Consider the following 24,538-nt stretch of genomic DNA (forward strand, 5'->3'; position numbering starts at 1 on the left):
CATCGAGTGCGCCTCTGAACCGTTCCATCAATCGCTTCAGCCCGGAGAAACGCATATGGACCCGCTGAACCCTTCCGCCGGTGCGCCCGCTTCGCCGGGTCATGCCGCCGCCCGCGCCGGCTTGCGGCCCGCGCTGCGGCGCTGGCTCACCACCGACGGCTACGGCAGCATCGTGGTGCTGGCGGTGCTGATTCTCGTCGTGTTTCCGCTCGCGCTCGACGTGTTCCGTCTGAATCTGATGGGCAAGTATCTGACCTACGCGTTCGTCGCCGTCGGCCTCGTGATGGCGTGGGGCTACGGCGGCGTGCTGAGTCTCGGGCAAGGCGTGTTTTTCGGCCTCGGCGGCTACTGCATGGCCATGTTCCTGAAGCTCGAAGCCTCGGATCCGGTCAGCACGAAAATCCAGTCGACGCCGGGCATTCCCGACTTCATGGACTGGAACCAGCTCACCGCGCTGCCGTTCTGGTGGAAGCCGTTTCATTCGCTGCCGTTCGCGCTTGCGGCGGTGGTGGTCGTGCCGTGCGCGCTGGCGTTCGTGGTGGGCTTCGCCATGTTCAAGCGGCGCGTGGGCGGCGTGTACTTCGCCATCATCACGCAGGCGGTGGCGCTGATTCTTTCGGTGCTGATCATCGGCCAGCAAGGCTATACGGGCGGCGTGAACGGCATCACGGATTTGCGCACCCTGCTTGGCTGGGACATTCGCGGCGACGGTGCGAAGCTGATCCTGTACTTCGTCAATGCGGTCCTGCTGCTGGTGGCGATTCTCTGTTGCCGGCAAATCCAGCGCAGCAAGCTCGGCACGCTGCTGCTCGCGATGCGTGACAAGGAAGACCGCGTGCGTTTCTCGGGCTATGACGTGGCCATGTTCAAGGTGTTCGCGTTCTGTGTCGCGGCGGTGCTGGCCGCGATCGGCGGGGCGATGTTCACGTTGCAGGTGGGCTTCATGTCACCGTCGTTCGTGGGGATCGTGCCTTCCATTGAAATGGTGATCTATGCCGCGGTGGGCGGGCGCATGTCGCTGGTCGGCGCGGTCTACGGCGCGGTGCTCGTCAATCTCGGCAAGACGTGGTTTTCCGAGAGCTTTCCGAACCTGTGGCTGTTCCTGATGGCGGCACTCTTTATTGGCGTGGTGATGGCGTTTCCGAACGGCCTCGCCGGTCTTTACGACAGTCACGTGAAGCCGTGGCTCGCGCGCCGCGGCGCAAGGAGCGCCTCATGAGCAATACCGATTTCGTGCTGGCGGTGGAAGAGCTGAGCGTGTCGTTCGACGGCTTCAAGGCGATCGATTCGCTCAACCTGTATGTGGACCGCGGCGAGCTGCGCGTGGTGATCGGACCGAACGGCGCGGGCAAGACGACGCTGCTCGATCTCATCTGCGGCAAGACGCGCGCGACCCACGGCAGCATCAAGTTCCGCAACGAGGAGATGACGCAGTTGCCGGAGTTTCGTCGCGTGCGCAAAGGGATAGGCCGCAAGTTCCAGACCCCGTCGATTTACGAAAACCTCTCCGTGTTCCAGAACCTCGAAGTGTCGTTTCCTCGCGGACGCGGCGTGTTCGGCGCACTGGCGTTTCGCCGCACGGACGACGTGATGGACCGCGTGCGCAGCGTGGCCGGTGAGATCGGCCTCGCGAATCAACTGGATCTGGAAGCGGGCTTGCTCTCGCATGGCCAGAAACAGTGGCTCGAAATCGGCATGTTGCTGATGCAGGAGCCCGAACTGTTGATGCTCGACGAGCCGATCGCCGGCATGAGCGTGCGCGAGCGCGAGATCACGGCTGAACTGCTCAAACGGATCTGCCAGAACCGCTCGATGATCGTCATCGAACATGACATGGCGTTCGTCGAGCAGATTGCCCACAAGGTCACGGTGATGCACCAGGGAAAGATTCTCGCCGAAGGCGCGATGGACCAGGTGCAAAACGACCCGCGCGTGATCGACGTCTACCTGGGCCACTGAGTGAGAACGAACTTGAACCGGTCACGAGTCGAACGGGAGGCGATCATGAAGCGCGCAACGAGGAGCCCAGCATGTTGAATGTGGACGACGTATTCGTCAGTTATGGCCAAAGCGAGGCCTTGCACGGCATCAGCTTCAACGCCGCCCGCAACGAGACCGTGGCGATCATGGGGCGCAACGGCATGGGCAAGACCACGCTGTTCAAGTCGCTGATCGGTATTCTGCCGCTGAAAGCGGGGTCGGTGAAACTGGATGGCGAAGAGGTGTCGCGCGACGAAAGTTTCCGGCGCGTCGCCAAAGGTATCGCGTATGTGCCGCAGGGCCGGCAAATCTTCGCCACGTTGAGCGTGGAGGAGAACATCCAGACCGGTCTGGAGAACTCGCCCACGAAGCGCGTGCCCGATGAAATCTACGCGCTCTTTCCGGTGCTCTACGAGATGCGCTCGCGCAAGGGCGGCAACCTGTCCGGCGGCCAGCAGCAACAGCTGGCGATTGCCCGCGCGCTGGTCACGGAGCCCAAGGTGCTGCTGCTCGACGAGCCCACCGAGGGCATTCAGCCGTCCATCATCAAGGACATCGCGCGGGCGTTGAACGAGATCCGCAAGCTGCGCGACATCACGATCGTCGTGTCCGAGCAGGTGCTGAGTTTCGCGCTCGATGTGGCCGACCGGCTCTTCGTGATCGAAGGCGGGCGCCTCGTGCATGAGAGCACGCGCAGCGACGCCGACACCGTGAAGATCCGCGAGTACCTGTCGGTGTGAGCCGACTGTCTGCAATTTCCAAGAGGAGAGTTTGCAATGGCTGAAACGCTAATCAAGGTCGATCTGAACCAGTCGGCCTACGACAACGAGAACGTCCATAACCGCTGGCACCCGGATATTCCGATGGCCTGCTGGGTCAATCCGGGCGACGATTTCATTCTGGAGACTTACGACTGGACCGGCGGCTTCGTCAAGAACAACGACAGTGCCGACGACGTGCGCGATATCGATCTCTCCATCGTGCACTTCCTGTCCGGACCGGTGGGCGTGAAGGGCGCGGAGCCGGGCGATCTGCTGGTGGTGGACCTGCTCGACATCGGCGCGAAGCAGGAGAGCCAATGGGGCTTCAACGGTTTCTTCTCGAAGAAGAACGGCGGTGGTTTCCTGACCGATCATTTCCCGCAGGCGCAAAAGTCGATCTGGGATTTTCATGGTCTCTACACCAGTTCGCGCCATATTCCCGGCGTGAACTTCGCGGGATTGATCCACCCGGGGTTGATCGGCTGCCTGCCTGATCCGAAGATGCTGGCCACCTGGAACGAGCGCGAAGCCGCGCTGATCGCCACGGACCCGCAGCGTGTGCCCGGCCTCGCCAATCCGCCGTTTGCCGCCACTGCGCACATGGGGCGTCTCGCCGGCGACGAGCGCGCCAAAGCCGCCGCCGAAGGGGCGCGCACGGTGCCGCCGCGCGAGCATGGCGGCAACTGCGATATCAAGGACCTGTCGCGCGGCTCGAAGGTGTATTTCCCGGTGTACGTGGACGGCGCGGGTCTTTCCGTCGGCGATCTGCACTTCAGTCAGGGCGACGGCGAAATCACCTTCTGCGGCGCCATTGAAATGGCCGGCTGGGTGCACATGAAGGTCGAGTTGATCAAGGGCGGCATGGAGAAATACGGCATCAGGAACCCGATTTTCAAGCCGAGTCCGATCACGCCTCACTACAACGACTACCTGATCTTCGAAGGCATCTCCGTCGACGAGCAAGGCAAGCAGCACTATCTGGACGTGCATATCGCCTACCGCCAGGCGTGCCTGAATGCGATCGAGTATCTGAAGAAGTTCGGCTATTCGGGCGCGCAGGCTTACTCGATTCTGGGCACGGCACCGGTGCAGGGGCATATCAGCGGCGTCGTGGATGTACCGAACGCCTGCGCGACGCTGTGGTTGCCCACGCAGATTTTCGACTTCGATATCCGGCCGAACTCCGCGGGACCCGTCAAACATATTACCGGCGGCGTGGATCTGCCTTTGTCACCGGATCTGGTCTGACGCAGACGTTTGCTGAAACACCTGAGAGGGCCGTGTCCGTAAGACCGCCGTGCCGGGTCGCGCAAAGGCGCGGCGGTCACCGGAAATAGAACGACTTGAAGCATCCAGGGAGCACATCATGCCGACTTACGATTACCGTTGCGAAAACTGCGGCCCGTTCGCCGCGATCCGCCGCGTTGCCGAACGCGACATGCCTTGCGCATGCCCCACCTGCGAGTCGCAGGCGCAACGCACGTTGAGCCTGCCTTCGTTGTCGTTGATGGCGGCAGGCGCGCGCACCGGACATCAGATCAACGAGCGCTCGGCGCATGCGCCGCAACGCTCGGGCGAATACAAACACCGGCATGGGCCGGGGTGTGGATGCGGATCGGGCAGTACAAAGGGCGCGACGACCGCGGGGGGCCTGAAGACCAATCCCGCAGGCAGGCCGTGGATGATCAGCCACTAGCCGCGACCGCGCGCGGACTCTACCCGCACGCGCCCACTTCACCGCACGCGGTGCAGAAGTCGCAGCCATCCTTGCGAATCACCGCATTTGCCCCGCACGACCCGCACTTGCGCCCGAGCATCGTATGCAGCCCTTGCGCGCCGCCGGGCTGCGTCAAAACGAGGGCGTCGGCATCGGTTTCGACGGGGTGCGGGCGAATGCCGAAATCCGCCGGCAACGCGGTTTCGGCGCGCATGTGCCCGCGCGGTAGACGCGCCAGCATGCGCGAGGGCACCTGATTGCCTTCGGCGTCGAGAAAGCCGCGCCGATGCAGAATCTGCTGGATCGCAAAGGCGAGGGCGGCCACTTCCGAATCGTGCCAGCGCGGCGTGCGGTGCCCGTCCAGCCGCTGCACCTCGCCGAGCCGGACCTGGCCGCGATCCCAGGAAACCTTGCGCATATCCTGCAGGTTGCGCGCGACAAAACCGCCACGCGCCGCGAGCGACAGCGAGCGCATCGTCGCCGTGATCCATTGCTGCGATTCGTCGCGCTGACCGGTCGGAATGAAAAACTCGATAGGCCGTTCGATGGTGACGTCCTCACCACCCAGCCGGCCCGTGACCTCGATAAACGATACCGCCACATAGAGCGACTTCTTGCCCGCCTGCGTCAGATACTCGACTTTCTCGATGATCGCGGGCAGCTCGCCCTTGGGCCGATGATCGATCGCGATTCGCAGCGGATCGAGATCGCTCTCGGTCAGCGTGTCGTCGGCTTGCGGCGGGCTCACGCTGAGCACCGCGCCGAGCGTCTCGTTGGGCCGGTAGGTGGCGAGACCCTTGAGGCCGTTTTTCCATGCGTCGAGGTAGAGGCTTTCGAACGCTTCGAACGGATAGTCGGCGGGCACGTTCACGGTCTTCGAGATCGACGTGTCCACATACGGCTGCACGGCAGCCATCATGTCGAGATGGTCGCGCGCCGACATTTCCAGCGCGCTGACGAAATAGTCCGGCAGCCGGTTGACGTCGCCGCCGAGCTCGCGATAAAGACGATACGCGTAGTCTTCCACATCGAACGATTCGCGGCTGCCGTCCGCCATCACCTTCATGCGCGTGTAGGTCCACGAGAAGGCCGGTTCGATGCCGTTCGACGCATTGTCCGCGAAGGCAAGGCTCACGGTTCCGGTCGGCGCGATGGAGAGCAGATGGCTGTTGCGGATACCGTCGCGGCGAATCGCCTGCTTGATGTCCTCGGGCAGGCGCGAAGCGAACGTGCCGGTTTCCAGATAGCGCGCGGCGTCGAAGAGCGGAAACGCGCCGCGTTCGCGCGCCAGCTCGACGGATGCGCGATACGCCTCGTCGCGCATCAGTTGCGCGATGCCCACGGCGAAATCGCGGCCTTCCTGCGAGTTGTAGCGCAAGCCGAGCATGACGAGCGTATCGCCGAGGCCGGTGAAGCCTACTCCGATGCGCCGCTTGGCGCGCGACTCTTCGTACTGCTGCGGCAGCGGCCAGAGCGTCACGTCGAGCACGTTGTCGAGAAAGCGCACCTGGGTGCGCGTGCGTTTCGCGAGGCCGTCCCAGTCGAACGACGGCTTGCGGCCTTTGATCTGCGCGAACGGATCGATCACGAAACGCGTGAGGTTCAGCGGGCCGAGGTTGCAGCAGCCGTATGCCGGCAACGGTTGTTCGCCGCACGGATTGGTTGCGCGAATGGTTTCGACCGCGCGCAGATTGTTGTCCTCGTTCATGCGCGAGATGAACACGATGCCGGGTTCCGCGACGTCGTAAGTGGAGCGCATGATGCGGTCCCAGATCTCGCGCGCCGGGCGTTCGCTGTAGACCCACAGGCCGTCTTCGCGTTGCCGCACGTCGTCTGCCGCACGCTGTGCCGGCGACGGTTCGGCGCGATGCACGAGTTGCCAGGGCTGATCTTCTTCGACCGCGCGCATGAATTCGTCGGTCACGCCGACCGAGACGTTGAAGTTGTTCCAGCGGCCTTTCGAATGCTTGGCCTCGATGAACTCCAGCAGGTCGGGGTGATTGCAGTCGAGCACGGCCATCTGCGCGCCGCGCCGCGAACCGGCGCTCTCAACGGTGCGGCACGACGCGTCGAACACGTCCATATAGCTGCACGGTCCTGAGGCCGACGAACTGGTGGTGTGGACCCGCGCGCCCTTGGGCCGGATCGCCGAGAAGTTGTAACCGACGCCGCCGCCGCGGCGCATGGTTTCGGCCGCTTGCAGCAAGGCGACGTAAATGCCGGGCAGGCCTTCTTCGTCGACGCCCTGAATCGCGTCGCCCACCGGCTGCACGAAGCAATTGATCAGCGTGGCCGCAATGCCGGTGCCCGCCGCGCTCATGATGCGGCCGGCGCCGAGCGCGCCATGCCGCAGATTGTCGACGAACAGCGCTTCGACCGATTCGCGCAGCGCCGGCGGTTCGGCCTCGGCGACGCCGCGCGCGACGCGTTTGAATACGTCGTCAGCCGATTGTTCGTCGCCTTTCGCGTATTTTTCGAGCAGAACGTCGAGGGAGAATTGTTGCGGTGCGACGAGTGGAGCGGGAGGTGTGGGAGGTGCGGTGGGCGCGATCTGGGCGCGGGTCTGCGGCGTGTCTTCGGCCATGATATGCCCTCAAACGGCGCCGCGAGGGGCGCGGCGCGGTGGGTGGAAATGCGCGTCACTATACCGCCGTGCGTGGCACGGCAGGGTGACACGGCGCAATGTGGTCCACCTTAACGCACGTGGCGAAGAGCCGCAATCAAAGGGTGTGTTGCCCACGGTGCGAAGCGGCTCGCATGATGCGCTGACCGCTATGTGGGTTGTTCTGCCGGGCGGCTCGGGCACGTCGGATCAGCGTGCGCGGCGCCGGCAGGGGATTGAGGCGTCAGTCCTCGACGCACTCCAGCAGTTCAGCGCAAATCATGGCGGAAGCATTCGAGGGAGCCGGCCGTTCCGCCGGTTTGAACACCGCGTCGCCGCGGCGAATCTTGCGGCGCGATACCGCGCAGGTTCCGGACGTGTGCGCCGATCTGCGCCGCCACCGTTGCTCACCGTAGTGACATCGTCCCGGCTCGACCCAGCGAATCACCAGCGTCGTGTCGGAGCGCTCGAGAATTTCGATGCGTACGCCATTGGCACCGTCCAGGGGGATGGACTCTAAGGTCATCGTCGTCGGCTCCGTATTGTGTGGTGTGCCGAATGTAGTCCTGCGCGCCCCGGATAGCCATTGTGTCGTCGTTGAAACACTGTTCTTGAAACAGCAACAATTAAACTTGACATTCGACCCATGCCGATAAGACGGGGCTTTGCGCGTCACGACAGCGGGCAAACGGGAATAGGCCGGATTTTTGCAACGCAGTGTTGTACGCAGTGATACAAGGGCGGTGCCAGCAAAGGGCGCCGGCGCTTCCTTTAATATGTGGTTATTGATGAGCGACCGTGCAACGCCAGTGTAGCGGTTTTGCATTTTTCCGGTCGGCTCGCACACGCCCGAAGGAAGTCCCCATAAGGGACGTCTTTCCAGAACCATAAGAGCTCACATGATTTCATCCCCGCCCGTTGCACCTCCCGAACCGCCGGATGCGCCGGACCGTCTGAAAAAGCAGAAAACGGCCTCGCTCGCGCTTTACATCGGACTGGTGCTGCTGGCGTTGTGGGTGGTGCGCGATTTCATCGCGGTGGTGGCGTGGGCCGGCGTGATCGCGATTGCGCTGTGGCCGCTGTTGCGCAAGGTCGAGGGCAACCGCTGGTTCACCGGCCGCACGACGCTGATCGCCGCGGTGCTGACGTTGCTGATCGCATTGCTGGTCGTGCTGCCGGTCGGCATCGGCATTGCGCAGGCGCTGCGCGAAGCGCATGACCTGAACGAGTGGTTCAAGACGGTGCAGGAAAACGGCATTCCGTTGCCGGATTTCGTCCAGCATCTGCCGTTCGGCGTGCAACAGATTTCCACGTGGTGGCAGGCCAACCTGACTCAGCCGCTGCGCGAGTCGGCCGCGATGAAAGGACTGCACAGTCCCGCCGTGGTGACGCTCGGCCGGCACTTCGGCGCGCGCGCGGTGCATGCCGTGACGGTGTTCGCGTTCATGCTGGTCACGCTGTTCGTGATCTTCCAGGCGGGTCCGCGTTTGTCGGGGGCGCTGCTCAAAGGCATGCGGCGCGGTTTCGGCGACGACGGCGCGCAGCTTCTGCAACGCATGGCCGCGGCAGTGCGCGGCACGGTGTCGGGGCTGGTCGTGGTCGGGCTAGGCGAGGGCGCGCTGTTGGGCGTCGCCTACTTCGTGACGGGCTTGCCGCACGTTGCGCTGCTCGCGTTCGTCACCGCGATCGCGGCGATGCTGCCGTTCTGCGCGCCGCTGACCTTCGGCATCGCGGCTTTGTGGCTGTTGTCGCAAGGCTCGGTGGCGGCGGCGATCGGCCTTGCCGTGTTCGGCGCCGTCGTGGTGTTCGTCGCCGAGCATTTCGTGCGGCCGGTGCTGATCGGCAACTCCACGCGCCTGCCGTTCCTGCTCGTGCTGTTCGGTATTCTTGGCGGCGCGGAAACGTTCGGGCTGCTCGGTATCTTTATCGGTCCCGCGCTGATGACCGTGCTGATGGTGTTGTGGACCGACCTCGTGCAATAGTTGCACGGCGCTTCTCCGCGCTGCCTCGCACAGTCCGGACAGATGCCGGTTGGACGCAGGATAGACACACCTGGACCCCCGGACTCTTTGGAACCCTTTGGACCCTTTGGACCCTTTGGACTCTTTGGACCCTTTGGACCCGCTGGCCCCGAACCTTCAGGGCCGCTGATTCGACGGATGTTCCTGCGGCGGCGGCTTCACGCAGCCGAGCGTGTATTTCAGCGCGGCGGGCAGCAGCGCGCTCCAGACATCCCAGGTGTGGCCGCCGTCGATAATGCGCAGCGCCGCCGGATTGCCCGCCAGCCTCAGGTGCGTATAGAGCGACGATACTTCGGACTGGATCGCGAGGTCGTCGTCGCCGGCGGCGATGAACATGGGCAGACGGTAGGGCCGGCTCATGTAGCGCTCCCATTGCGCCGGATAGTTGAGCTCGTGCCAGATGCCCGCGTTGAATTCGCGCTCGCCGAACACGCCCACGCGGCGTGCGGCTGACGCGCGCGGCGGCTCGTTCGCATAGATCGCGGGGCTCAGCAGCAGCGCGCCGCAAAAGCGCTCGGGCTGCGTCATCGCATAACGCAGCGCGCCGAAGCCGCCCATCGAGACGCCGCCGATCATCCGCCCGCCGCGCTGTGTCGAGACCGCGTAGCGCGTTTCGATCTCGGGCAGCAGATTGTCGAAGAACGCCGTTTCCATCTTCTCCTTGCGATCGACGTACCAGTCCGTGCCGCCTTGCGGCATCACGATCACGACCGGCGGCATCTCCTTGTGGTCGATCAGCGCGTCGGCCGTGGTTTGCAGATGACCTTGCGTGATCCAGTCGTTGGCATCGCCATTATTGCCGTGCAGGAGGTAGAGCACGGGAATGCGGCTGGCGTCGTGGCGGTAGCCGGTGGGCAGATAGATGGTGTAGGACCAGTCGCGGCCGAGCGCGTCCGAATAGAAGCTTCGGCTGATGACGGTGCTGGCGAGGGTCGGCGCGCTGGTGGACGCGGCGTAGAGCGCAACGAGGGCGGACTGTAGGAATAGACGCATGTCAGATTGGGAGGCGCGCCGCGCGGGTTGCGCGCGGCTGTCGTGCTATCGGGATCGGCGGTGGAATCCTGGGCGTTGGCCCACGTGCGCGCCGCTCAGGACCTCAGGGCGACGTTCCAAGCCGCCCGGCATACAACCGGCCGGCCAGACGCCTGAGCGGCTCCGCGCCCAGCGCCACTGCGAACAGCGCGGCGACCGCGACCGCGTCGGCGAGCAGGCCGAGCGGATAGTTCAGATAGCCGTCCGTCGCCGCGTACAGCACGGAATCGACCACCAGCGAGATCACGGCACCGGCGACGAAGCACAGCAGCCCTTTGCGGCCGATCACGCCGACCCACGGCATCCATTGCGCGAGCTTCTTCGTCCAGCCTAGCTGGATCAGATTCGCGACGAGCCAGGCAATGGCGAGAAAATTGACGGCTCGCAGATAGGAGAGGTTCTGTTTGAGGCTGCCGTCGAGCGGTTCGCGCTCGATAAATAGCTTGTAGTAGGCCGCGGCCGCTACCACGGCGAGCGCCAGCAGGCTGACGAGCCACCCCAGGCGGTGCGCGCTGACGCGCTGATAGACCGGCTGGCAACGAGCCAGCACGCCGAGCACGAACAGCAATTGCCAGGCGAACGGGTTGAAATCCCAGTGCATGTCCGGCGCGGCGGGCAGGTACGCGTCGATGGCCGGCGCGCCGGCCCACAGCGCCACGCTTCCGGCCAGCAGGAGCCACGGCTTGCTGCGCGCGAGCGGCAGGATCATGGGCACGAGCAGGGCGAAAAACGCGTACATGGGCAGCACGGAGGCCAGATAGGGCTGGCGGCGGAATAACAGGATGTCGCGCAGCGCGGCGAGCGGGGTGTCTAACAGGTCGTCGAGATCCGTGGTGGCGAGATTCGGCCCGTCGATGCTCAACGCGGTGAGCGCGGCGCTGACCAGCAGCATCAACGCGGCGGTAACCAGAAACGCCCGATAGATTTCGAGCGAGCGCCGCAGGAAGCGGCTGCGCGCGATCGTCTCGTTGCGCCGTTCGGCGAGCGCGGCATAGGCCGTGGCGGTGGCGAAGCCGCCGAGGAACACGAAGACCTCGGCGGCGTCGCACAGCGCATAGGCGTGCAGCGTGACGCGCGACAGAATGCTGCCGCCGATGTGGTCGACGACGATGATCAGAAGGACCAGCCCGCGAAAAAAATCGAGCTCGATCAGGCGCGGTTGCGACTTTTGCATTGTGTGGTGCCCAAAGCAGGCCCCGTGCGACGGCGCGCTAGTCCAGCGCGGCGGGCGTCTCACAAGGCTTTTGAAATTGGATTGGGGTACAGCGGCGGATACGCGATCCGCGTCGCCGCTTTCAACCGGCCGGGCCGGGCGCGGCGCGGTTGCAGGAGGCGTAAAGATGACCCCCATAACGGGGGCGGAGTTCCGCTGCGGCGCCGCAAAAAAGCTTTCGATTATATTTCTTTCCGTGACAGATCCGCTCGCGACTGCGCAAGTGTCAGCGCAACGCCGCGGCGCGTCGGCCTTTGCCCGGGCTCAAGTCCGCGTGACGTTGCTCCGTTTACCTCAATGGGGGCCGCGGTAAAAGGGGCTGCCGCACCAAGTGGAGATTTCGCAACAATTTGAGATATCGACACCACACCCAATGGACGGCGGCCTAACGGCGTGTGAGGATTTCCGTAAAGCGCGCGTCAGGGTCGGTTGGTTCGCGGACGAAGCGCCAGAACAAAAGCGGCCGGATCGAGTTGTCCCATTGCTCGAGTGCAGGGAGATCTTCATGAACAGGCAAGTGTTCGCGCTAGCTGTCTCCGCCGCTGTGTCTGTCGCTTTTGCCGCGTCCGCCTCGGCGCAGACGAGCGTGACGCTTTACGGCGTGCTCGATGAAGGCATCAACTACACCAACAATGTCGGCCGCGGCCATGTCTATGAACTGGCGAGCGGCGACGCGCAGGGCAGCCGCTGGGGGCTGAAAGGCGCCGAGGAACTGGGCGGCGGACTGAAGGCCATTTTCCAGCTGGAAAACGGTTTCGACGTGAGCTCCGGCCGGTTCAACCAGGGCGGCCGGATGTTCGGCCGCCAGGCGTTCGTGGGTTTGAGCGCGGAGCGATACGGCACGCTGACGTTCGGCCGCCAGTACGATTCCGTGGTCGACTATCTGGCCCAGACCACGGCCAACGGCAGTTGGGGCGGCTTGCTGTTCTCGCACCCGTACGATAACGACAACACGGACAACACGTTTCGTCTCGACAACTCGGTCAAGTACACCAGTCCGTCGCTTTCCGGTTTCCAGTTCGGCGGTGTCTACAGCTTCAGCAACGACACCGGTTTCGCCAACAATCGCGCGTACAGTTTCGGCGGCCAGTATGCGTATGGCGGCTTGCTGGTGGCGGCTGCGTATCTGCAGGCCGACAATCCCGGCAATGGCGCGAACGGCGCGATCACGGCGAACGACGCCAGCTTCATCGCTGCCCGCATGCGTGTGTTCGGCGGCGGCATTACCTATACGTTCGGCCCGGCGACGGCCGGTTTCGTCTACACCAATTCGAACTATCTGGATCCGACCGGCAACGGGTATCTCGGCGTGACGCCGCTCGTGCCGCCGGGCGTGCTGCTGAATTCGCTGAAGTATCAGAACTTCGAACTGAACGGCAAGTATCAGATCTCGCCGATGCTGTTCGTCGGCGCGCAGTATGTGTACTCGATGGAAACCTTCGACGCCTCGACTGGCGGCGTGAAGCCGAAAATCCATTCGTTCGGCCTGATGGCGGACTACAACCTGTCCAAGCGCACCGACGTCTACATTCAGGGCGAGTATCAGCAGGTGACTGGCGACTCGACCTATTCGATTCTCGACGAGGCCTTCACGCCCGGCACGCAGTCCCCTTCATCGACGTCGAAGCAGGTCGTGGTGCGGGCGGCGATCCGGCATAAGTTCTAGGCGCGATATATCCGACTTCGTTTCATCGCCGCGCCGCGCGATCGAATATCACCCGCGGCGCGAGAATTGAAGATCGCGAATATCGGGCGGCGTATTGAATGGATTGGCACTCAGTTCATCACGTAATTCTGAATCAGAATGCCGACTATCACGCCGAATGGAATACCAAAGGTCCGGCCGCGCAGGGTTGCGCTAATGTCTTCATCCAGTACGAAGCTGCAGCGGCGCTCGCGCCAGACGGTTTTATAGGCCAAGGGTTTGGCGTCGACAATCACGATGGAAATCAGCGCGGTTACGATAACCTGTTCCAGCGCATGCAGTTTCGCCATAAACGGGGAAAATTCACCGGCATTGCACAGCAGCACCATGATAACGGCGGCAATCAGCGTGCCGAAGAAAAAACCGCTCATGAAGCGGTTTGCTGAACTGAGAGAATCCACTTGAACCTCGGCTTGATTCGCCATCCTGGTCAAGGCGGCGAACTAAAAATATTCTGACGGAAATGGTTTCCCATTTGATAAACCGGCGGCGCATTGACTGCGCCGCCGGTCGACTTCAATGGGATGCGTAAGAATATTTTTATTGTCTTCTCCAACCTATCGTCCTTTTCCTAATGTCGGATAGGATCAGTCCGAAAAACGTGAACGCTCGCCATGTTCCGCCTGGGTGCCGGACAAATTCAGCGTGGCGTACTGCAATAGCATGATGGTCTTTCCGTCGACGATTTCGCCACGCCCGATCATCGTCAGCGCTTCTTCCAACGGCAGTTCCAGCACTTCGATTGGCGGACGTGACGGCGGCCAGCGCGATTGTCGTCGAACGGAACACGGCCGAGGCGCTGACCGCGCCGTTCGAGGCGCTGGGCATCACGATAGTGCGGACATAGTTCGCCGTGCTGACTAAATGGAAAGCGTTATAGGTCCGGGGCCACTACGGCGGTTCGTGCCAGATCCGCTATTCCACACTGAGGCAAAGCGATGCCCGACGGCATTGGTGCGCGGAGGCGCACGGTCAGCGCGTATTCCGTGACTTGCGCGCTGAACTCATGCGCTGTGTTCTGCTCAAATGGTATCGCGCTGCCGCTGCCGGCTTGCGGCTCGCCATACGATTCGCTGTAGGCAACGCTGATTCCTTTCACGGAGACTTCATGAGCAATCGCGCGACGCTGATCCTTCCTCATCACAGTTACGTTCATTCGCTGGGCGCGCCGCTGGCCTGCGTGCAAGGCACGATCAGCAAGGTATTCGCCAGCCCGGAGAATCACAACGGTGCCAATCACCAGCATTTCATCATCCGGATCGACACGGTCGTGAAGTTCGAAGGCGGTACGGAAGATCTCGTGGGCACAGAGGTGTTCGTCGCCGTGCGTTTCGGCGACAACGAGGGCCTCGCGCATGAGATTCCCGGATTGCAGGCGGGGCAGCCGATCGAAGCACAAGGCGAGTACATTCCCGACGCCAGCGCCTATCCCACCGAAGACAATAGCAACCCTGTTCTGCCGGTTCTGCACTTTACGCATCATCCGGTCGGGTACGTGAAGTACCAAGGGGAGTATTACAGCTAGCTGGCTGTCGCCGTCCCATCGCGCCGTCACGATCGTCTCGCCACTGTCACCATTGCTTCACTGAAGATTCAAGTTTTTGCCGCGCTTTGCCGTTAAGCAAACGTTATCGTGCGGCTGCCGAGGCATAGCCGTTGGTGCGGCCACGAGCCGTCGCCCGACACGTTGCGCGTGCAGCGAAGTCGGCAATGCCGTGCGTAAGGTTTGTATCAGAGTGTGTGAGTTGGCGCGTTTTTTATAAAACGCACTTTACAATTCCGCTTGAATTTTAATCGGTAATCTGACCCTTTTCGCAGAAGATCGGCTGTTTTGACGGGCTGTATGGACGCGTCCTGGCTATCCGGCAGGCTGTGAACGCGAAGGGTTGGGTTGCCGGCAGCGCAGGGATGAGCGCCGCGCGAGGCGGCGCGGCAGTGTAGCGGGGAGAGCAGCGCGCCGGACGGGCGTGCGCATTGCCGCTGCAAGCCGGCATCCGGCTCGACAATGAATGAGGCAGGAGTCGAACAAGATGGGAAAGCGTTTCGACAGAACCATGATGGCCAGTCTGGCCGGCGTATGGGTCGCGCTGGCGGTCAGTGGATGTGCGAATGTGGGGCAGCAGGGTGCGCAGACCGGCGCGGCATCAGGCGCAGCGGCTGCGTCGGCGGTGCCGGCCGCGAGCGCGCCGGCATCGGACGCGACGGCGGCAACGCCGGCCGTGAGCGGCGCCGATCAGAGCGCACCGCTTAAGAAATCGCCGCCGCTGGTGTATCGCGTCAAGCGTGGCGACACCCTGGCGCGCATCGCGCAGCGTCATCATTGCAGTGTCGGGCAGTTGCAGGCCTGGAATGGATTGAAGGCGTCCGCGCGGCTGAAGCGTGGACAGGTGTTGCGCGTCGCCTCGCCGGAAACCGCGCGGGCGGTGAACGCCGCCAATGCGGCCGCGAAGGCCGCCGCGGCGTCCGGATCCGCGGCTTCGGGCGCGGCGCAGCAAGCAGCGGCGGCATCGGCCGGATCGGCAGGATCGGCAGGATCGGCAGGATCGGCTGGATCAGCAGGCGCGGCGCAACCGCAGTCTGCACAGTCGCCCGCGCCCAGCGCCGCCGAGGCGCGCGAGGTGGCACAGCAAACCGCGCGGCACGCGAGTGGCGTGTCGCTGGCCTGGCCCGCGGGCGGAAGCGTGGTGGAAGGATTCCAGCCGGGCGAAACGCGGGGCATCGAAATCAGCGGCAAGCCGGGCGATCCGGTGCGGGCGGCTGCCGGCGGCAAGGTGATGTACGCCGGCACGGGCCTGAACAGCTACGGCAGTCTGATCATCGTCCAGCACAACAAGGACTTTCTGACCGCCTACTCGCACAACCGCAAGCTGCTGGTCAAAACCGGCGATATCGTCGTGCAGGGACAGCAGATCGCCGAGATGGGCGACGAGAACAACTCGCGGGTGTCGTTGGGCTTCGAGTTGCGCCGCGACGGCAAGCCGATCGATCCCATGCCGTACCTGCCGCAAGGACGCGGCTAGGCGCGCGCGCTTAGTCCAGCCACCGTAGCGCCGCGGCGACGATCGCTTCCGGCGCGTCTTCCTGCATCAGGTGGCCGGCCTTCGGGACCGGCTGAAACCGCGCTTCCGGTATGGCCGCGGCCAGTTGACGGCCGCGCGCCGGCGGAATCCACTGATCCTCTTCGCCCCACAGAATCTGCACCGGACAGCGCAACTGCGGATAGCGTGCTTCGACCTCGTCGGTGTAGCGCTGATCCATCTGCGCGATCTGCCGGTAGAACGCGGCCTGGCCCGTTGTGCCGAGCCACGGCGTCACATAAGGCGCGAGTTCGTGATCCGTAATCTCGCGCGCGATCGCGCCGCGTACATACGCCTTCACCACTGCCTCGTGGATGTAGGGCGGCAGTCCGGCGAACGCGTCACCATGCTCGCGCACATGCCGCACGAACGGCGAGCCCCACGGCGCCACTGCCACCGGATCGATCAGCGTGAGACTGCGATAGTCGCAGCCGTCGATCAGATGCGCGCGCAACGAAGTCGCGCCGCCGAAATCGTGCGCGATGACGTCCGGGTTTTTCAATTGCCAGTGCGCGAGCAATTCCGCCAGCAAGCCATTCTGCACGCCGAGCGAAACGTCCTGAGCATCGCGCTGTTCGGATTGCCCGTAGCCGAGCAGATCGTAATAGTAGACCGTGCGCGTCTGTGCGAGATGCGGGGCAATGCGGTGCCACACATAGGAAGAAAACGGCGTGCCGTGAACCAGCACCAGCGGCGGACCGGTACCGGTCACGTTGAAGCGCACGGATTGATCGCGGAAAGTGTAGCTTTCGGGGAGCGGCCAGTTTTGCATGGCGGTGAGCGTCGCGAGGAAGTCTGCTTACCTTAGCAGGGCTTCGTGAAGCATGCAGGGCGCCTTTCCGTAGCATGCTCTTCGCAGCATGCTCATAGTAGCTCCCGCAGAAGCTCACCTTTGTTTTATTCAGCAAAACCAGGCAAATTCAAACGGCGCTTCACCGCGCACTTGTTTCGGTGGCAAACGAGCCATGCAGGCGATCCGCACTCTTACGAATCGCGCACAAATTGCCTTGAAAATAGGCCTCGCCCGATTGGCGGCATTCGAAAATGCCTGGTAATCCGGCAATGGCATCCCTATGAAGCCAACGAGCGGGCATCTCCGGATGGATCGAAACGCCCGCTTTCAATGGTGAGTGAATTCGGGAGCCGGCTACTTCGATTCGATGCCACGCAACAACTGGGTGACCTGGCCGTGATGATGCAGGATGGCCGGATCGGCATGCAGCAGCGGCAGGTAGCGCGGCAGGAACGCATTGTTCGGCATGTCGGGCGAGAAGAGCCCGGCCACTGCTTCGGCCGCGGCGATCCGGTCGGGTGGCATCGGCCTCCTTGTCGTCGAGAATTTCGTCGACGTTCGCAATCACCGTCGAGAGCGGCGTGAGCCAGCGAAAACCCGAACCGTTGATCAGCACCTGCAGGAACGCCGCGGGCGTGACGGGGCCGAATTCCTTTTCGTAAGCCACGCGCTCGTGATCGAGAATGGCTTTGTGCAGCGCCAATAGCGGCCGGCGAATCTCCGAAAGGAATTGGGTGCATTGCGAGTCGTTCATGTGGGCTGCTCCTTCCGATAGTCAGACCGGATCCATGCTAACAAAATCGCACGGCATTGATTGAACAAGATTAACGGATCACGCGAACACTTTCTTCCTGGGCCTGTGCGCGAAGGGTAACGCGTTGATTCGCATCTGTTTTCAGCGATGCAATATGCGCGGTGAGACGGTTTCGGCCGGCAGACGGCGTGCGGCGAGGCGACGCACTTCTCAATGCGCGGCTACAATTTGCCGGTCAGTCCCGGCGGGTTCACGCCGCGCATTAACTGCCGTTTTTAGTCAACGCAAAGCCGCATTGCGTATTAGTCCGGCTTGTCGAATAAAGACGGCGGGTCTTTGCAGTTTGGTTCGACGTCTCTCTCTAAACAGCCCGATAAACAATAAGCCCCACTCGGAGCCGCCCCATGACAACGCTCAATATCAACGGCCAGACGCACACCGTCGACGCGCCGCCCGACATGCCCCTTCTGTGGGTCTTGCGCGATCTGGTCGGTCTGACCGGCACGAAGTTCGGTTGCGGTATAGCTCAATGCGGCGCGTGCACCGTGCACCTCGACGGCGTGGCGGTGCGCTCGTGCGTATTGCCGGCCGCGGCGGTCGGCGATCGCAAGATCACCACCATCGAAGCGGTGGGCAGCACGCCGGCCGGCCAGAAAGTGCAGCAGGCATGGCGTCAGCTCGACGTGGTGCAATGCGGCTACTGCCAGTCGGGGCAGGTGATGTCGGCGGCTTCGCTGCTTACGAGCAACCCCAATCCTACCGATGCGGACATCGACGCCGCGATGGCCGGCAATATCTGCCGCTGCGGAACGTATAACCGCATCCGCGCGGCGATCAAGCAAGCCGCGAAGGGGGCCTGACATGTCCCAGGGATTGCTCGATGCACAGAACGGCGCAGAGCCGTCGAAAGCCGGCGCGCGCGCCGCAGGTGGATTGTCGCGCCGCACTTTTCTGAAATTCGGCGTGACAGTCGGCGCGGCGGCGGGCGGCGGCCTGCTGCTCGGCTTCAGCATGCCGGCCGCCAGCCAGGATCAGAAGGCCGGCAAATCGGTGATCGGCGGCGACGGTGTGGAAACCCCACAAAGCGGCGTATTCGCGCCGAACGCATTCATCCAGATCGATACCGCGGGCAAGGTCACGCTGGTGATTCCGAAGGTGGAGATGGGCCAGGGCGTCTATACGTCGATCCCGATGCTGATCGCCGAAGAACTCGAAGTGCCGCTCGACACGGTTACCGTCGACCACGCACCGCCGAACGAAAAACTCTTCATGGACCCGCTGCTCGGCGGCCAGCTCACCGGCGGGTCGACCTCGATCCGTTATGCCTGGGAGCCGATGCGTAAAGCCGGCGCCACCGCGCGCACTGTCCTGATCAGCGCGGCCGCACAGCAATGGCAGGTGGATCCGGCCAGCTGCCATGCGCAGGCCGGGCAGGTGATTCACGCGGCCAGCAACCGCAGCATCGGCTATGGCCAGCTGGTGACCGCGGCCGCCAGTCTGCCCGCGCCGCAGAACGTCAAGCTCAAGGACCCGAAAGACTTCAAGCTGATCGGCACGGCGGTCAAGCGTCTCGATTCGCCGGAGAAAGTGGACGGCACCGCGCTGTTCGGGCTCGACGTGCGCGTGCCCGACATGGTCTATGCGGCGATCGCGAACTGTCCGGTGTTCGGCGGCACGCTCGCCAGCGTCGACGACACCAATGCGAAAAAGATTCCGGGCGTGCGCCAGGTCATCAAGATCGACAACGCGGTCGCGGTGATCGGCGACCACACGTGGGCGGCCAAGCGCGGCGTGCAGGCACTCGTCATCAAATGGAACGAAGGCGCGGGCGCGAATCTGTCGATGAAGCAGATCGTCGACGATCTCGCCAACGCCTCGCAGCGCAACGGCGCGGTGGCACGTAAAGAGGGCGACGTCGCCAATGCGTTCAGCAATGCCAAGACGCGCGTCGACGCGGTGTATCAGCAGCCGTTCCTCGCGCACGCCACGATGGAGCCGATCAACTGCACGGTGCATGTGCGCCCCGACGGCTGCGATGTCTGGCTCGGCTCGCAAGTGCCGACCCGGGTGGTGGACGCCGCCGTGGCAGTCACCGGCTTGCCCGCCGACAAGATTGTCGTGCACAACCATCTGATCGGCGGCGGCTTCGGGCGGCGGCTGGAATTCGACATGGTCACGCAGGCCGTCAAGGTCGGCAAGCAGGTGTCCACGCCGGTGAAGGTGGTCTGGACGCGCGAAGAAGACATTCAGCACGACATGTACCGGCCGTACTACTACGACAGGATCTCCGCGGGACTGGACGCGAACAGCAAGCCGGTTGCGTGGCAGCACCGCATAGTCGGTTCGTCGGTGATCGCGCGGTTCGCGCCGCCCGCGTTCAGGAACGGCGTCGATCCCGACGCGGTCGAAGTCGCTTCGGACCTGCCGTATGACTTGCCTAACCAGTTGGTCGACTACGTTCGCCAGGAGCCGCATGCGGTGCCCACCGCATTCTGGCGCGGCGTGGGACCGACACGCAGCACTTTCGTGGTGGAGAGTTTCATCGACGAACTCGCGGCGCAGGCCAAAGTCGATCCCGTCAAATACCGTCAGGATCTGCTCGGCAAGACGCCGCGCGCGCTGAACGTGCTCAACGTCGCCACCCAGGCAGCGAACTGGGGCAGCGCGGTGCCGAAGGGGCAAGGGCGCGGCGTGTCGGTCATGCATGCGTTCGGCAGCTTCTTCGGGATCGTCGTCGATGTCGCGGTGGATCAGGGCGAGGTGGCGGTCAAGCGGGTGGTGTGCGCGGTCGATTGCGGCATGGTGGTCAATCCGAACACGGTCGAGGCGCAGGTGCAGGGCGGCATCATCTTCGGCATCACGGCGGCGCTCTATAGCGAGATCACGATCAAGGACGGCCGCGTTGAGCAGAACAATTTCACCGACTACCGGATGCTGCGGATCGATCAGACGCCGCCTATCGAGGTGCATATCGTGAAGAGCAGCGAGGCGCCCGGCGGTATCGGCGAACCCGGCACGGCGGCGCTCGCGCCCGCGCTGACCAATGCGATTTTCGCGGCCACCGGCAAGCGGCTGCGGCAATTGCCGGTCGGCAGCCAGTTGCAGACCGCTTAACGGAGCCCGACATGAAAAACACACTGAAGGGTTTCGGCGCGGCGTTGTGCGTGACGCTGCCGTTGCTTGCGCAGACGCCGGCGCAGGCGGCCGCGCAGTCAGCCGATCCGGCGCTGGTGCAACGCGGCGCCTATCTGGCCAAGGTCGGCGATTGCGTCGCCTGTCATACGGCGCCGAAGGGCAAGCCGTTCGCGGGCGGCCTGCCGATGGCCACGCCAATGGGCCAGATCTACACCACCAACATCACGCCCGACCAGCAGACCGGCATCGGCGGTTATACCGAAGAGGACTTTGCACGGGCCATGCGCGAAGGCGTTGCCAAAGACGGCCACAATCTTTATCCGGCCATGCCGTACCCGTCGTACGCCAAGGTCAACGACGACGACATGAAGGCGCTGTACGCGTATTTCATGAGCGGCGTGGCGCCGGTGCAGCAGGCGAACCGCGAGCCGGATATCAAGTGGCCGCTGAACATGCGCTGGCCGCTGAAGTTCTGGAACATGGTGTTCCTCGAAAAGGGCGTCTATCAGGACAAGCCGGGCAAAGACGTGGCATGGAATCGCGGCGCGTATCTGATTCAGGGGCTCGGGCACTGCGGCTCGTGCCATACGCCGCGCGGCATCGCGTTCCAGGAGAAGGCGCTGGATGAAAGCGGCAGCGCGTTCCTGACCGGCGGCCTGCTCGACGGCTGGTTCGCGGCGAACCTGACCGGCGAGCACAACGTGGGTCTGGGCCGCTGGAACGATCAGGACCTGCAGGCGTTCCTGAAGACCGGCGCGAATCGCCATGCGTCCGCGTTCGGTTCGATGACCAGCGTGATCAACAACAGCACGCAGGGCATGAACGACACGGACATCGCGGCCATGTCGACGTACCTGAAGTCGCTCCCGCCGGCAGGCGGCAGCGGTGCGGCGCCTTACAAGTACGATCCGCAGGCGACGAAGGTGTCGCTCAACCGGCCGGCGGACAATGAAGGCGCGCGCGTCTACACGGCGTATTGCATGCACTGTCACGGCGTGGACGGGCGCGGCTTCGCGCCGATGCTGGCGCCGTTGTCCGGCAATCCGAACGTGCTGGAGAAGGATCCGTCGTCGCTGATCAACGTGACGCTCAACGGTACCGAAGACCTCGTGATCGGCGGCATTCCCGCGCCGTATCCGATGCCGAAGTACGCGCCGGTGCTCAACGACCAGCAGATCGCCGACGTGCTGACCTTCGTGCGGGCCGGGTGGAACAACGGCGCGCCGGCGGTCACGGCGGAGGACGTCGCGAAGTTGCGCAAGTCCACGCACGCGGCGCGCTAGATCCGCCAGTTCTGCCAGGTCTGTCAGGCGGCATGCAAAGAAAAGCGGCAACCGTGCACAACGGTTGCCGCTTTTCTCATTCAATCGCCGCAGCGAATCTCAGCGATGCTGGCCGACCTTCTGCCGTTTCTCCAGCACGCGCGCGTACCACGTGAGCGGGAAGCACATCGCGAAGTAGATCATCGCGACCATGCCGTAGATCGGGAACGGGCGGAACGCGGCGTTGGTGATCATGGTGCCTGTCTTGGTCAATTCCGTGAAACCGATGATCGATGCGAGCGCCGTGCTTTTCACCACCTGCACGAGAAAGCCGACCGTCGGCGCCACTGCGATTTTCAGCGCCTGCGGCCACACGATATAGCGCAACTGCTGGCCGAACGTCATGCCGAGACTCGCGCCCGCGGCCCACTGGCCGCGCGGCACGGCTTCGACGCAGCCGCGCCAGATGTCGACCAGATACGCGCTGGTATAGAGCGTCAGGGTGACGGTGGCCGCGACCCACGGCGACACATCGACACCGAGCAGCGGCAAACCGAAAAACGCCAGGAAGAGCTGCATCAGCAGCGGTGTGCCCTGAAACACTTCCACGTACACCACGACGATACGGCGCAGCCAGGCGATCGGCGACACGCGCATGGCGAGCAGAATCAACCCGACGATGCCGCCGCCCACGAACGCGATCAGCGAGAGCAGCACGGTCCAGCGGGCGGCGAGCAACAGATTGCGGGCAATGTCCCACAGCGTGAATTCGACCATGATCAACGCTCCGTGGGCAGAGTGCGGGCGCCGCGCCACATCAGGCGGTTGCGCCAGTTACGCGGCGCGCTTTCGTTGCCGCGCGCCGCCCGGCCCGCGAACAGACCGCGGCCGAGCCGGTTGAGGATTTGCCGCAATACGATGGACAGCACCAGATACGTCGCGGTGATGATCAGGTAACTTTCGAACGAACGGAAGTTGCGCGACTGGATAAAGTTGGCCGCGTACGTGAGATCGGGCACGGAGATTTGCGAGACCACCGCCGAGCCCAGCATCACGATCAGCACCTGGCTCAGCAGCGCGGGAAACACATTGGCGATGGCCTGCGGCAGCACGACATAGCGGAACACCTGCCGCCCATGCAGACCGAGCGCCTGCGCCGCCTGCACCTGGCCGCGCGAAATCGAATCGATGCCGGCGCGCACGATCTCGATCGCGTAAGCGCCGAGATTGACGGTCATGGCCAGAATCGCGGCCTGCACTTCGTCGATATGGATACCGAGGCTCGGCAAGCCGAAGAACACGAAGAACAACTGCACGATGAACGGCGTGTTGCGGATCAGTTCCACATAACCCGCCACCAGCCAGCGCGCCCATTTCGGTCCGGCCACCGCCACGCTCGCACCGGCAATGCCGACAATCGCGCCGAGCACGGTGGAAACGGCCGTCAGGCCCAGGGTGACGGCGACGCCGCGCGCGAGCATCCCCGCATAGAGGCCGAAGCCGCTGAAATCGAACGCATAGGTCATGGCGTGGCGCTCATCGTGAGGTCAGACTCCGCCGCGGACCACGCCTCGCGGTCCGCGCAAAAAAAGGTTCAGAGATCGGCCGGCAGCGGCGCACGCAGCCACTTCTGCGAAATCGCGTTCATGGTGCCGTCCTTGCGGGCCCTGGCAATCGTTTCGTCGACCTTCTGCTTCAGACGCGGCTCGTTCTTGTTCAAACCGACGTGATCGGGCGAGCTGAACAGCGAGAACTTCTGCTCGGGATCATTGGCCGGATGACGCGCGAGAATCGTGGCGCCGACGTCGTTGCCGACTACCATCAACTGTACCTGACCAGAAAGAAACGCCGAAATTGCGCCGTTAGGATCGTCGAAGCGTTTGATGTTCGCGGTGGGCGGCGCGATCTTCGTTACGCTCAGGTCTTCCAGCGTGCCGCGCGCGACCGAAATCGACTTGCCGGCGAGGTCGGCGGCGTTCTTCACGGGCAACGCTTTCGGGCCGAACACCGCGAGGTAGTAGGGCGCATAAGGTTGCGAGAAATCGATCACCTTTTCACGCTCGGGGGTCTGCCCGACCGACAGCAGCATGTCCGCCTTGTGATCAGCGAGGTAGGCCATGCGGTTGTCGCCCGTCACCGGCACGAGTTCGACCTTGGCGTTGAGCGCCTTGCCGATCAGATTGGCGACGTCGATGTCGTAGCCCATCGGCTTCATGTCCGGGCCGATCGAGCCGAACGGCGGATAGTCCTCGAATACGCCGATGCGCACCGTGCCCGACTTGGCGATGGTGTCGAGCGCGTCCGCATGCGCGGCCGACGGCAGCGCGCACAGCGCGCCGAGGCCGGTAAAGGCCAGCGTCGCGGCGAGCGTGGCGAACACCCGGCGGGTGCGGGATTGGGCAGTGGGGCGCTGGTTCATGGTGTGTCCTCTGTCGAAAATGTCGGTATTGGAATGGGCAAATCTGATTGATGTAGCGATGCTTCAG

General features: G+C 63.5%; 22 protein-coding genes and 1 pseudogene. 12 read left to right on the top strand and 11 right to left on the bottom strand.

Features of this window, described 5'->3' with window-relative positions:
• Nucleotides 1-55 precede the first annotated feature (55 nt).
• The 5 genes from urtC to BXE_RS28565 all read left to right on the top strand — a co-directional run bounded on the left by urtC (nt 56) and on the right by BXE_RS28565 (nt 4,437).
• Nucleotides 56-1,219, top strand: coding sequence for an urea ABC transporter permease subunit UrtC (gene urtC, locus BXE_RS28545; protein WP_007177000.1), 1,164 nt, complete (start codon nt 56-58; stop codon nt 1,217-1,219).
• Nucleotides 1,216-1,959, top strand: a complete 744-nt coding sequence (gene urtD, locus BXE_RS28550) for an urea ABC transporter ATP-binding protein UrtD (protein ID WP_011491598.1) — start codon at nt 1,216-1,218, stop codon at nt 1,957-1,959. The genes urtC and urtD overlap by 4 nt, the downstream gene beginning before the upstream one ends.
• Nucleotides 1,960-2,030: 71 nt before the next feature.
• Nucleotides 2,031-2,720 carry an urea ABC transporter ATP-binding subunit UrtE gene (gene urtE / locus BXE_RS28555; protein WP_011491599.1) on the top strand — a complete coding sequence of 230 codons (690 nt, stop codon included), beginning with the start codon at nt 2,031-2,033 and terminating at the stop codon, nt 2,718-2,720.
• 36 nt (nt 2,721-2,756) lie between these two features.
• The gene (fmdA, locus tag BXE_RS28560) at nt 2,757-3,989 is read left to right on the top strand and encodes a formamidase (RefSeq protein WP_011491600.1); all 1,233 of its coding nucleotides are present in this window, start codon (nt 2,757-2,759) and stop codon (nt 3,987-3,989) included.
• Nucleotides 3,990-4,107: 118 nt separating this feature from the next.
• Nucleotides 4,108-4,437: a zinc ribbon domain-containing protein gene (locus tag BXE_RS28565; protein WP_040124774.1), complete on the top strand. Its 330-nt coding sequence runs from the start codon at nt 4,108-4,110 to the stop codon at nt 4,435-4,437.
• A 19-nt stretch (nt 4,438-4,456) separates the two neighbouring features.
• On the opposite strand, the gene BXE_RS28570 is transcribed toward BXE_RS28565, so the two are convergent.
• Complete coding sequence (locus BXE_RS28570; RefSeq protein ID WP_011491602.1) at nt 4,457-7,042, bottom strand: adenosylcobalamin-dependent ribonucleoside-diphosphate reductase; 2,586 nt, start codon at nt 7,040-7,042, stop codon at nt 4,457-4,459.
• 262 nt (nt 7,043-7,304) lie between these two features.
• The gene (locus BXE_RS28575; RefSeq protein WP_007177006.1) at nt 7,305-7,586 is read right to left on the bottom strand and encodes a DUF3331 domain-containing protein; all 282 of its coding nucleotides are present in this window, start codon (nt 7,584-7,586) and stop codon (nt 7,305-7,307) included.
• 373 nt (nt 7,587-7,959) lie between these two features.
• On the opposite strand from BXE_RS28575, the gene BXE_RS28580 reads away from it, so the two are divergent.
• Nucleotides 7,960-9,042 (top strand): AI-2E family transporter, encoded by a 1,083-nt coding sequence (locus BXE_RS28580; protein WP_011491604.1) that lies wholly within the window; start codon nt 7,960-7,962, stop codon nt 9,040-9,042.
• 156 nt (nt 9,043-9,198) lie between these two features.
• Here the strand turns inward: BXE_RS28580 and BXE_RS28585 are convergent, their stop codons facing one another.
• Entirely contained in the window at nt 9,199-10,074 is an 876-nt protein-coding gene (locus tag BXE_RS28585) for an alpha/beta hydrolase (RefSeq protein WP_011491605.1), read from the bottom strand.
• Nucleotides 10,075-10,177: 103 nt separating this feature from the next.
• Nucleotides 10,178-11,287 (bottom strand): OpgC domain-containing protein, encoded by a 1,110-nt coding sequence (locus BXE_RS28590; protein ID WP_011491606.1) that lies wholly within the window; start codon nt 11,285-11,287, stop codon nt 10,178-10,180.
• 544 nt (nt 11,288-11,831) lie between these two features.
• Between BXE_RS28590 and BXE_RS28595 the strand changes: the two genes are divergently transcribed.
• A complete protein-coding gene (locus BXE_RS28595) occupies nt 11,832-12,992 on the top strand; it encodes a porin (protein WP_011491607.1) in 1,161 nt (386 codons plus the stop codon).
• Between the two features lie 110 nt (nt 12,993-13,102).
• On the opposite strand, the gene BXE_RS28600 is transcribed toward BXE_RS28595, so the two are convergent.
• Nucleotides 13,103-13,402, bottom strand: a complete 300-nt coding sequence (locus BXE_RS28600; protein ID WP_216668838.1) for a hypothetical protein — start codon at nt 13,400-13,402, stop codon at nt 13,103-13,105.
• A gap of 216 nt (nt 13,403-13,618) precedes the next feature.
• The gene (locus tag BXE_RS47930; protein ID WP_267886391.1) at nt 13,619-13,753 is read right to left on the bottom strand and encodes a hypothetical protein; all 135 of its coding nucleotides are present in this window, start codon (nt 13,751-13,753) and stop codon (nt 13,619-13,621) included.
• 386 nt (nt 13,754-14,139) lie between these two features.
• Between BXE_RS47930 and BXE_RS28605 the strand changes: the two genes are divergently transcribed.
• The gene (locus tag BXE_RS28605) at nt 14,140-14,556 is read left to right on the top strand and encodes a hypothetical protein (protein WP_011491610.1); all 417 of its coding nucleotides are present in this window, start codon (nt 14,140-14,142) and stop codon (nt 14,554-14,556) included.
• A gap of 505 nt (nt 14,557-15,061) precedes the next feature.
• On the top strand, nt 15,062-16,051 hold the full coding sequence (locus tag BXE_RS28610) for a peptidoglycan DD-metalloendopeptidase family protein (RefSeq protein ID WP_011491612.1): 990 nt from the start codon (nt 15,062-15,064) through the stop codon (nt 16,049-16,051).
• A 10-nt stretch (nt 16,052-16,061) separates the two neighbouring features.
• Here the strand turns inward: BXE_RS28610 and BXE_RS28615 are convergent, their stop codons facing one another.
• Nucleotides 16,062-16,880, bottom strand: coding sequence for an alpha/beta fold hydrolase (locus tag BXE_RS28615; protein ID WP_011491613.1), 819 nt, complete (start codon nt 16,878-16,880; stop codon nt 16,062-16,064).
• Nucleotides 16,881-17,255: 375 nt separating this feature from the next.
• A pseudogene (locus BXE_RS28620) lies at nt 17,256-17,655 on the bottom strand (hypothetical protein).
• A gap of 404 nt (nt 17,656-18,059) precedes the next feature.
• On the opposite strand from BXE_RS28620, the gene BXE_RS28625 reads away from it, so the two are divergent.
• From BXE_RS28625 to BXE_RS28635, 3 genes are read left to right on the top strand one after another with little or no spacing between them, the layout of a single operon-like run.
• Nucleotides 18,060-18,515, top strand: coding sequence for a (2Fe-2S)-binding protein (locus BXE_RS28625; RefSeq protein ID WP_011491615.1), 456 nt, complete (start codon nt 18,060-18,062; stop codon nt 18,513-18,515).
• A 1-nt stretch (nt 18,516) separates the two neighbouring features.
• Nucleotides 18,517-20,769, top strand: a complete 2,253-nt coding sequence (locus BXE_RS28630) for a xanthine dehydrogenase family protein molybdopterin-binding subunit (protein WP_011491616.1) — start codon at nt 18,517-18,519, stop codon at nt 20,767-20,769.
• A gap of 11 nt (nt 20,770-20,780) precedes the next feature.
• On the top strand, nt 20,781-22,073 hold the full coding sequence (locus BXE_RS28635) for a c-type cytochrome (protein WP_011491617.1): 1,293 nt from the start codon (nt 20,781-20,783) through the stop codon (nt 22,071-22,073).
• Between the two features lie 99 nt (nt 22,074-22,172).
• On the opposite strand, the gene BXE_RS28640 is transcribed toward BXE_RS28635, so the two are convergent.
• The 3 genes from BXE_RS28640 to BXE_RS28650 form a co-directional block, all read right to left on the bottom strand.
• Nucleotides 22,173-22,829 carry an amino acid ABC transporter permease gene (locus BXE_RS28640; protein ID WP_007177020.1) on the bottom strand — a complete coding sequence of 219 codons (657 nt, stop codon included), beginning with the start codon at nt 22,827-22,829 and terminating at the stop codon, nt 22,173-22,175.
• 2 nt (nt 22,830-22,831) lie between these two features.
• On the bottom strand, nt 22,832-23,578 hold the full coding sequence (locus tag BXE_RS28645; protein ID WP_011491618.1) for an amino acid ABC transporter permease: 747 nt from the start codon (nt 23,576-23,578) through the stop codon (nt 22,832-22,834).
• Nucleotides 23,579-23,646: 68 nt separating this feature from the next.
• Complete coding sequence (locus BXE_RS28650) at nt 23,647-24,471, bottom strand: transporter substrate-binding domain-containing protein (RefSeq protein WP_011491619.1); 825 nt, start codon at nt 24,469-24,471, stop codon at nt 23,647-23,649.
• Nucleotides 24,472-24,538 lie beyond the last annotated feature (67 nt).

This window comes from Paraburkholderia xenovorans LB400, from assembly GCF_000013645.1.
GTDB lineage: Bacteria > Pseudomonadota > Gammaproteobacteria > Burkholderiales > Burkholderiaceae > Paraburkholderia > Paraburkholderia xenovorans.

What these genes read in the sequence shown, in the direction of transcription:
- BXE_RS28640 (WP_007177020.1), bottom strand. Translation starts at nt 22,829, where the DNA reads ATGGTCGAATTCACGCTGTGGGACATTGCCCGCAATCTGTTGCTCGCC.
- BXE_RS28625 (WP_011491615.1), top strand. Translation starts at nt 18,060, where the DNA reads ATGACAACGCTCAATATCAACGGCCAGACGCACACCGTCGACGCGCCG.
- BXE_RS28565 (WP_040124774.1), top strand. Translation starts at nt 4,108, where the DNA reads ATGCCGACTTACGATTACCGTTGCGAAAACTGCGGCCCGTTCGCCGCG.
- BXE_RS28580 (WP_011491604.1), top strand. Translation starts at nt 7,960, where the DNA reads ATGATTTCATCCCCGCCCGTTGCACCTCCCGAACCGCCGGATGCGCCG.
- BXE_RS28610 (WP_011491612.1), top strand. Translation starts at nt 15,062, where the DNA reads ATGGGAAAGCGTTTCGACAGAACCATGATGGCCAGTCTGGCCGGCGTA.
- urtC (WP_007177000.1), top strand. Translation starts at nt 56, where the DNA reads ATGGACCCGCTGAACCCTTCCGCCGGTGCGCCCGCTTCGCCGGGTCAT.
- BXE_RS28595 (WP_011491607.1), top strand. Translation starts at nt 11,832, where the DNA reads ATGAACAGGCAAGTGTTCGCGCTAGCTGTCTCCGCCGCTGTGTCTGTC.
- BXE_RS28615 (WP_011491613.1), bottom strand. Translation starts at nt 16,880, where the DNA reads ATGCAAAACTGGCCGCTCCCCGAAAGCTACACTTTCCGCGATCAATCC.
- BXE_RS28630 (WP_011491616.1), top strand. Translation starts at nt 18,517, where the DNA reads ATGTCCCAGGGATTGCTCGATGCACAGAACGGCGCAGAGCCGTCGAAA.
- BXE_RS28605 (WP_011491610.1), top strand. Translation starts at nt 14,140, where the DNA reads ATGAGCAATCGCGCGACGCTGATCCTTCCTCATCACAGTTACGTTCAT.
- BXE_RS28585 (WP_011491605.1), bottom strand. Translation starts at nt 10,074, where the DNA reads ATGCGTCTATTCCTACAGTCCGCCCTCGTTGCGCTCTACGCCGCGTCC.
- urtE (WP_011491599.1), top strand. Translation starts at nt 2,031, where the DNA reads ATGTTGAATGTGGACGACGTATTCGTCAGTTATGGCCAAAGCGAGGCC.
- BXE_RS28635 (WP_011491617.1), top strand. Translation starts at nt 20,781, where the DNA reads ATGAAAAACACACTGAAGGGTTTCGGCGCGGCGTTGTGCGTGACGCTG.
- BXE_RS28570 (WP_011491602.1), bottom strand. Translation starts at nt 7,042, where the DNA reads ATGGCCGAAGACACGCCGCAGACCCGCGCCCAGATCGCGCCCACCGCA.
- BXE_RS28600 (WP_216668838.1), bottom strand. Translation starts at nt 13,402, where the DNA reads ATGAGCGGTTTTTTCTTCGGCACGCTGATTGCCGCCGTTATCATGGTG.
- urtD (WP_011491598.1), top strand. Translation starts at nt 1,216, where the DNA reads ATGAGCAATACCGATTTCGTGCTGGCGGTGGAAGAGCTGAGCGTGTCG.
- BXE_RS28590 (WP_011491606.1), bottom strand. Translation starts at nt 11,287, where the DNA reads ATGCAAAAGTCGCAACCGCGCCTGATCGAGCTCGATTTTTTTCGCGGG.
- BXE_RS28645 (WP_011491618.1), bottom strand. Translation starts at nt 23,578, where the DNA reads ATGACCTATGCGTTCGATTTCAGCGGCTTCGGCCTCTATGCGGGGATG.
- BXE_RS28650 (WP_011491619.1), bottom strand. Translation starts at nt 24,471, where the DNA reads ATGAACCAGCGCCCCACTGCCCAATCCCGCACCCGCCGGGTGTTCGCC.
- BXE_RS28575 (WP_007177006.1), bottom strand. Translation starts at nt 7,586, where the DNA reads ATGACCTTAGAGTCCATCCCCCTGGACGGTGCCAATGGCGTACGCATC.
- fmdA (WP_011491600.1), top strand. Translation starts at nt 2,757, where the DNA reads ATGGCTGAAACGCTAATCAAGGTCGATCTGAACCAGTCGGCCTACGAC.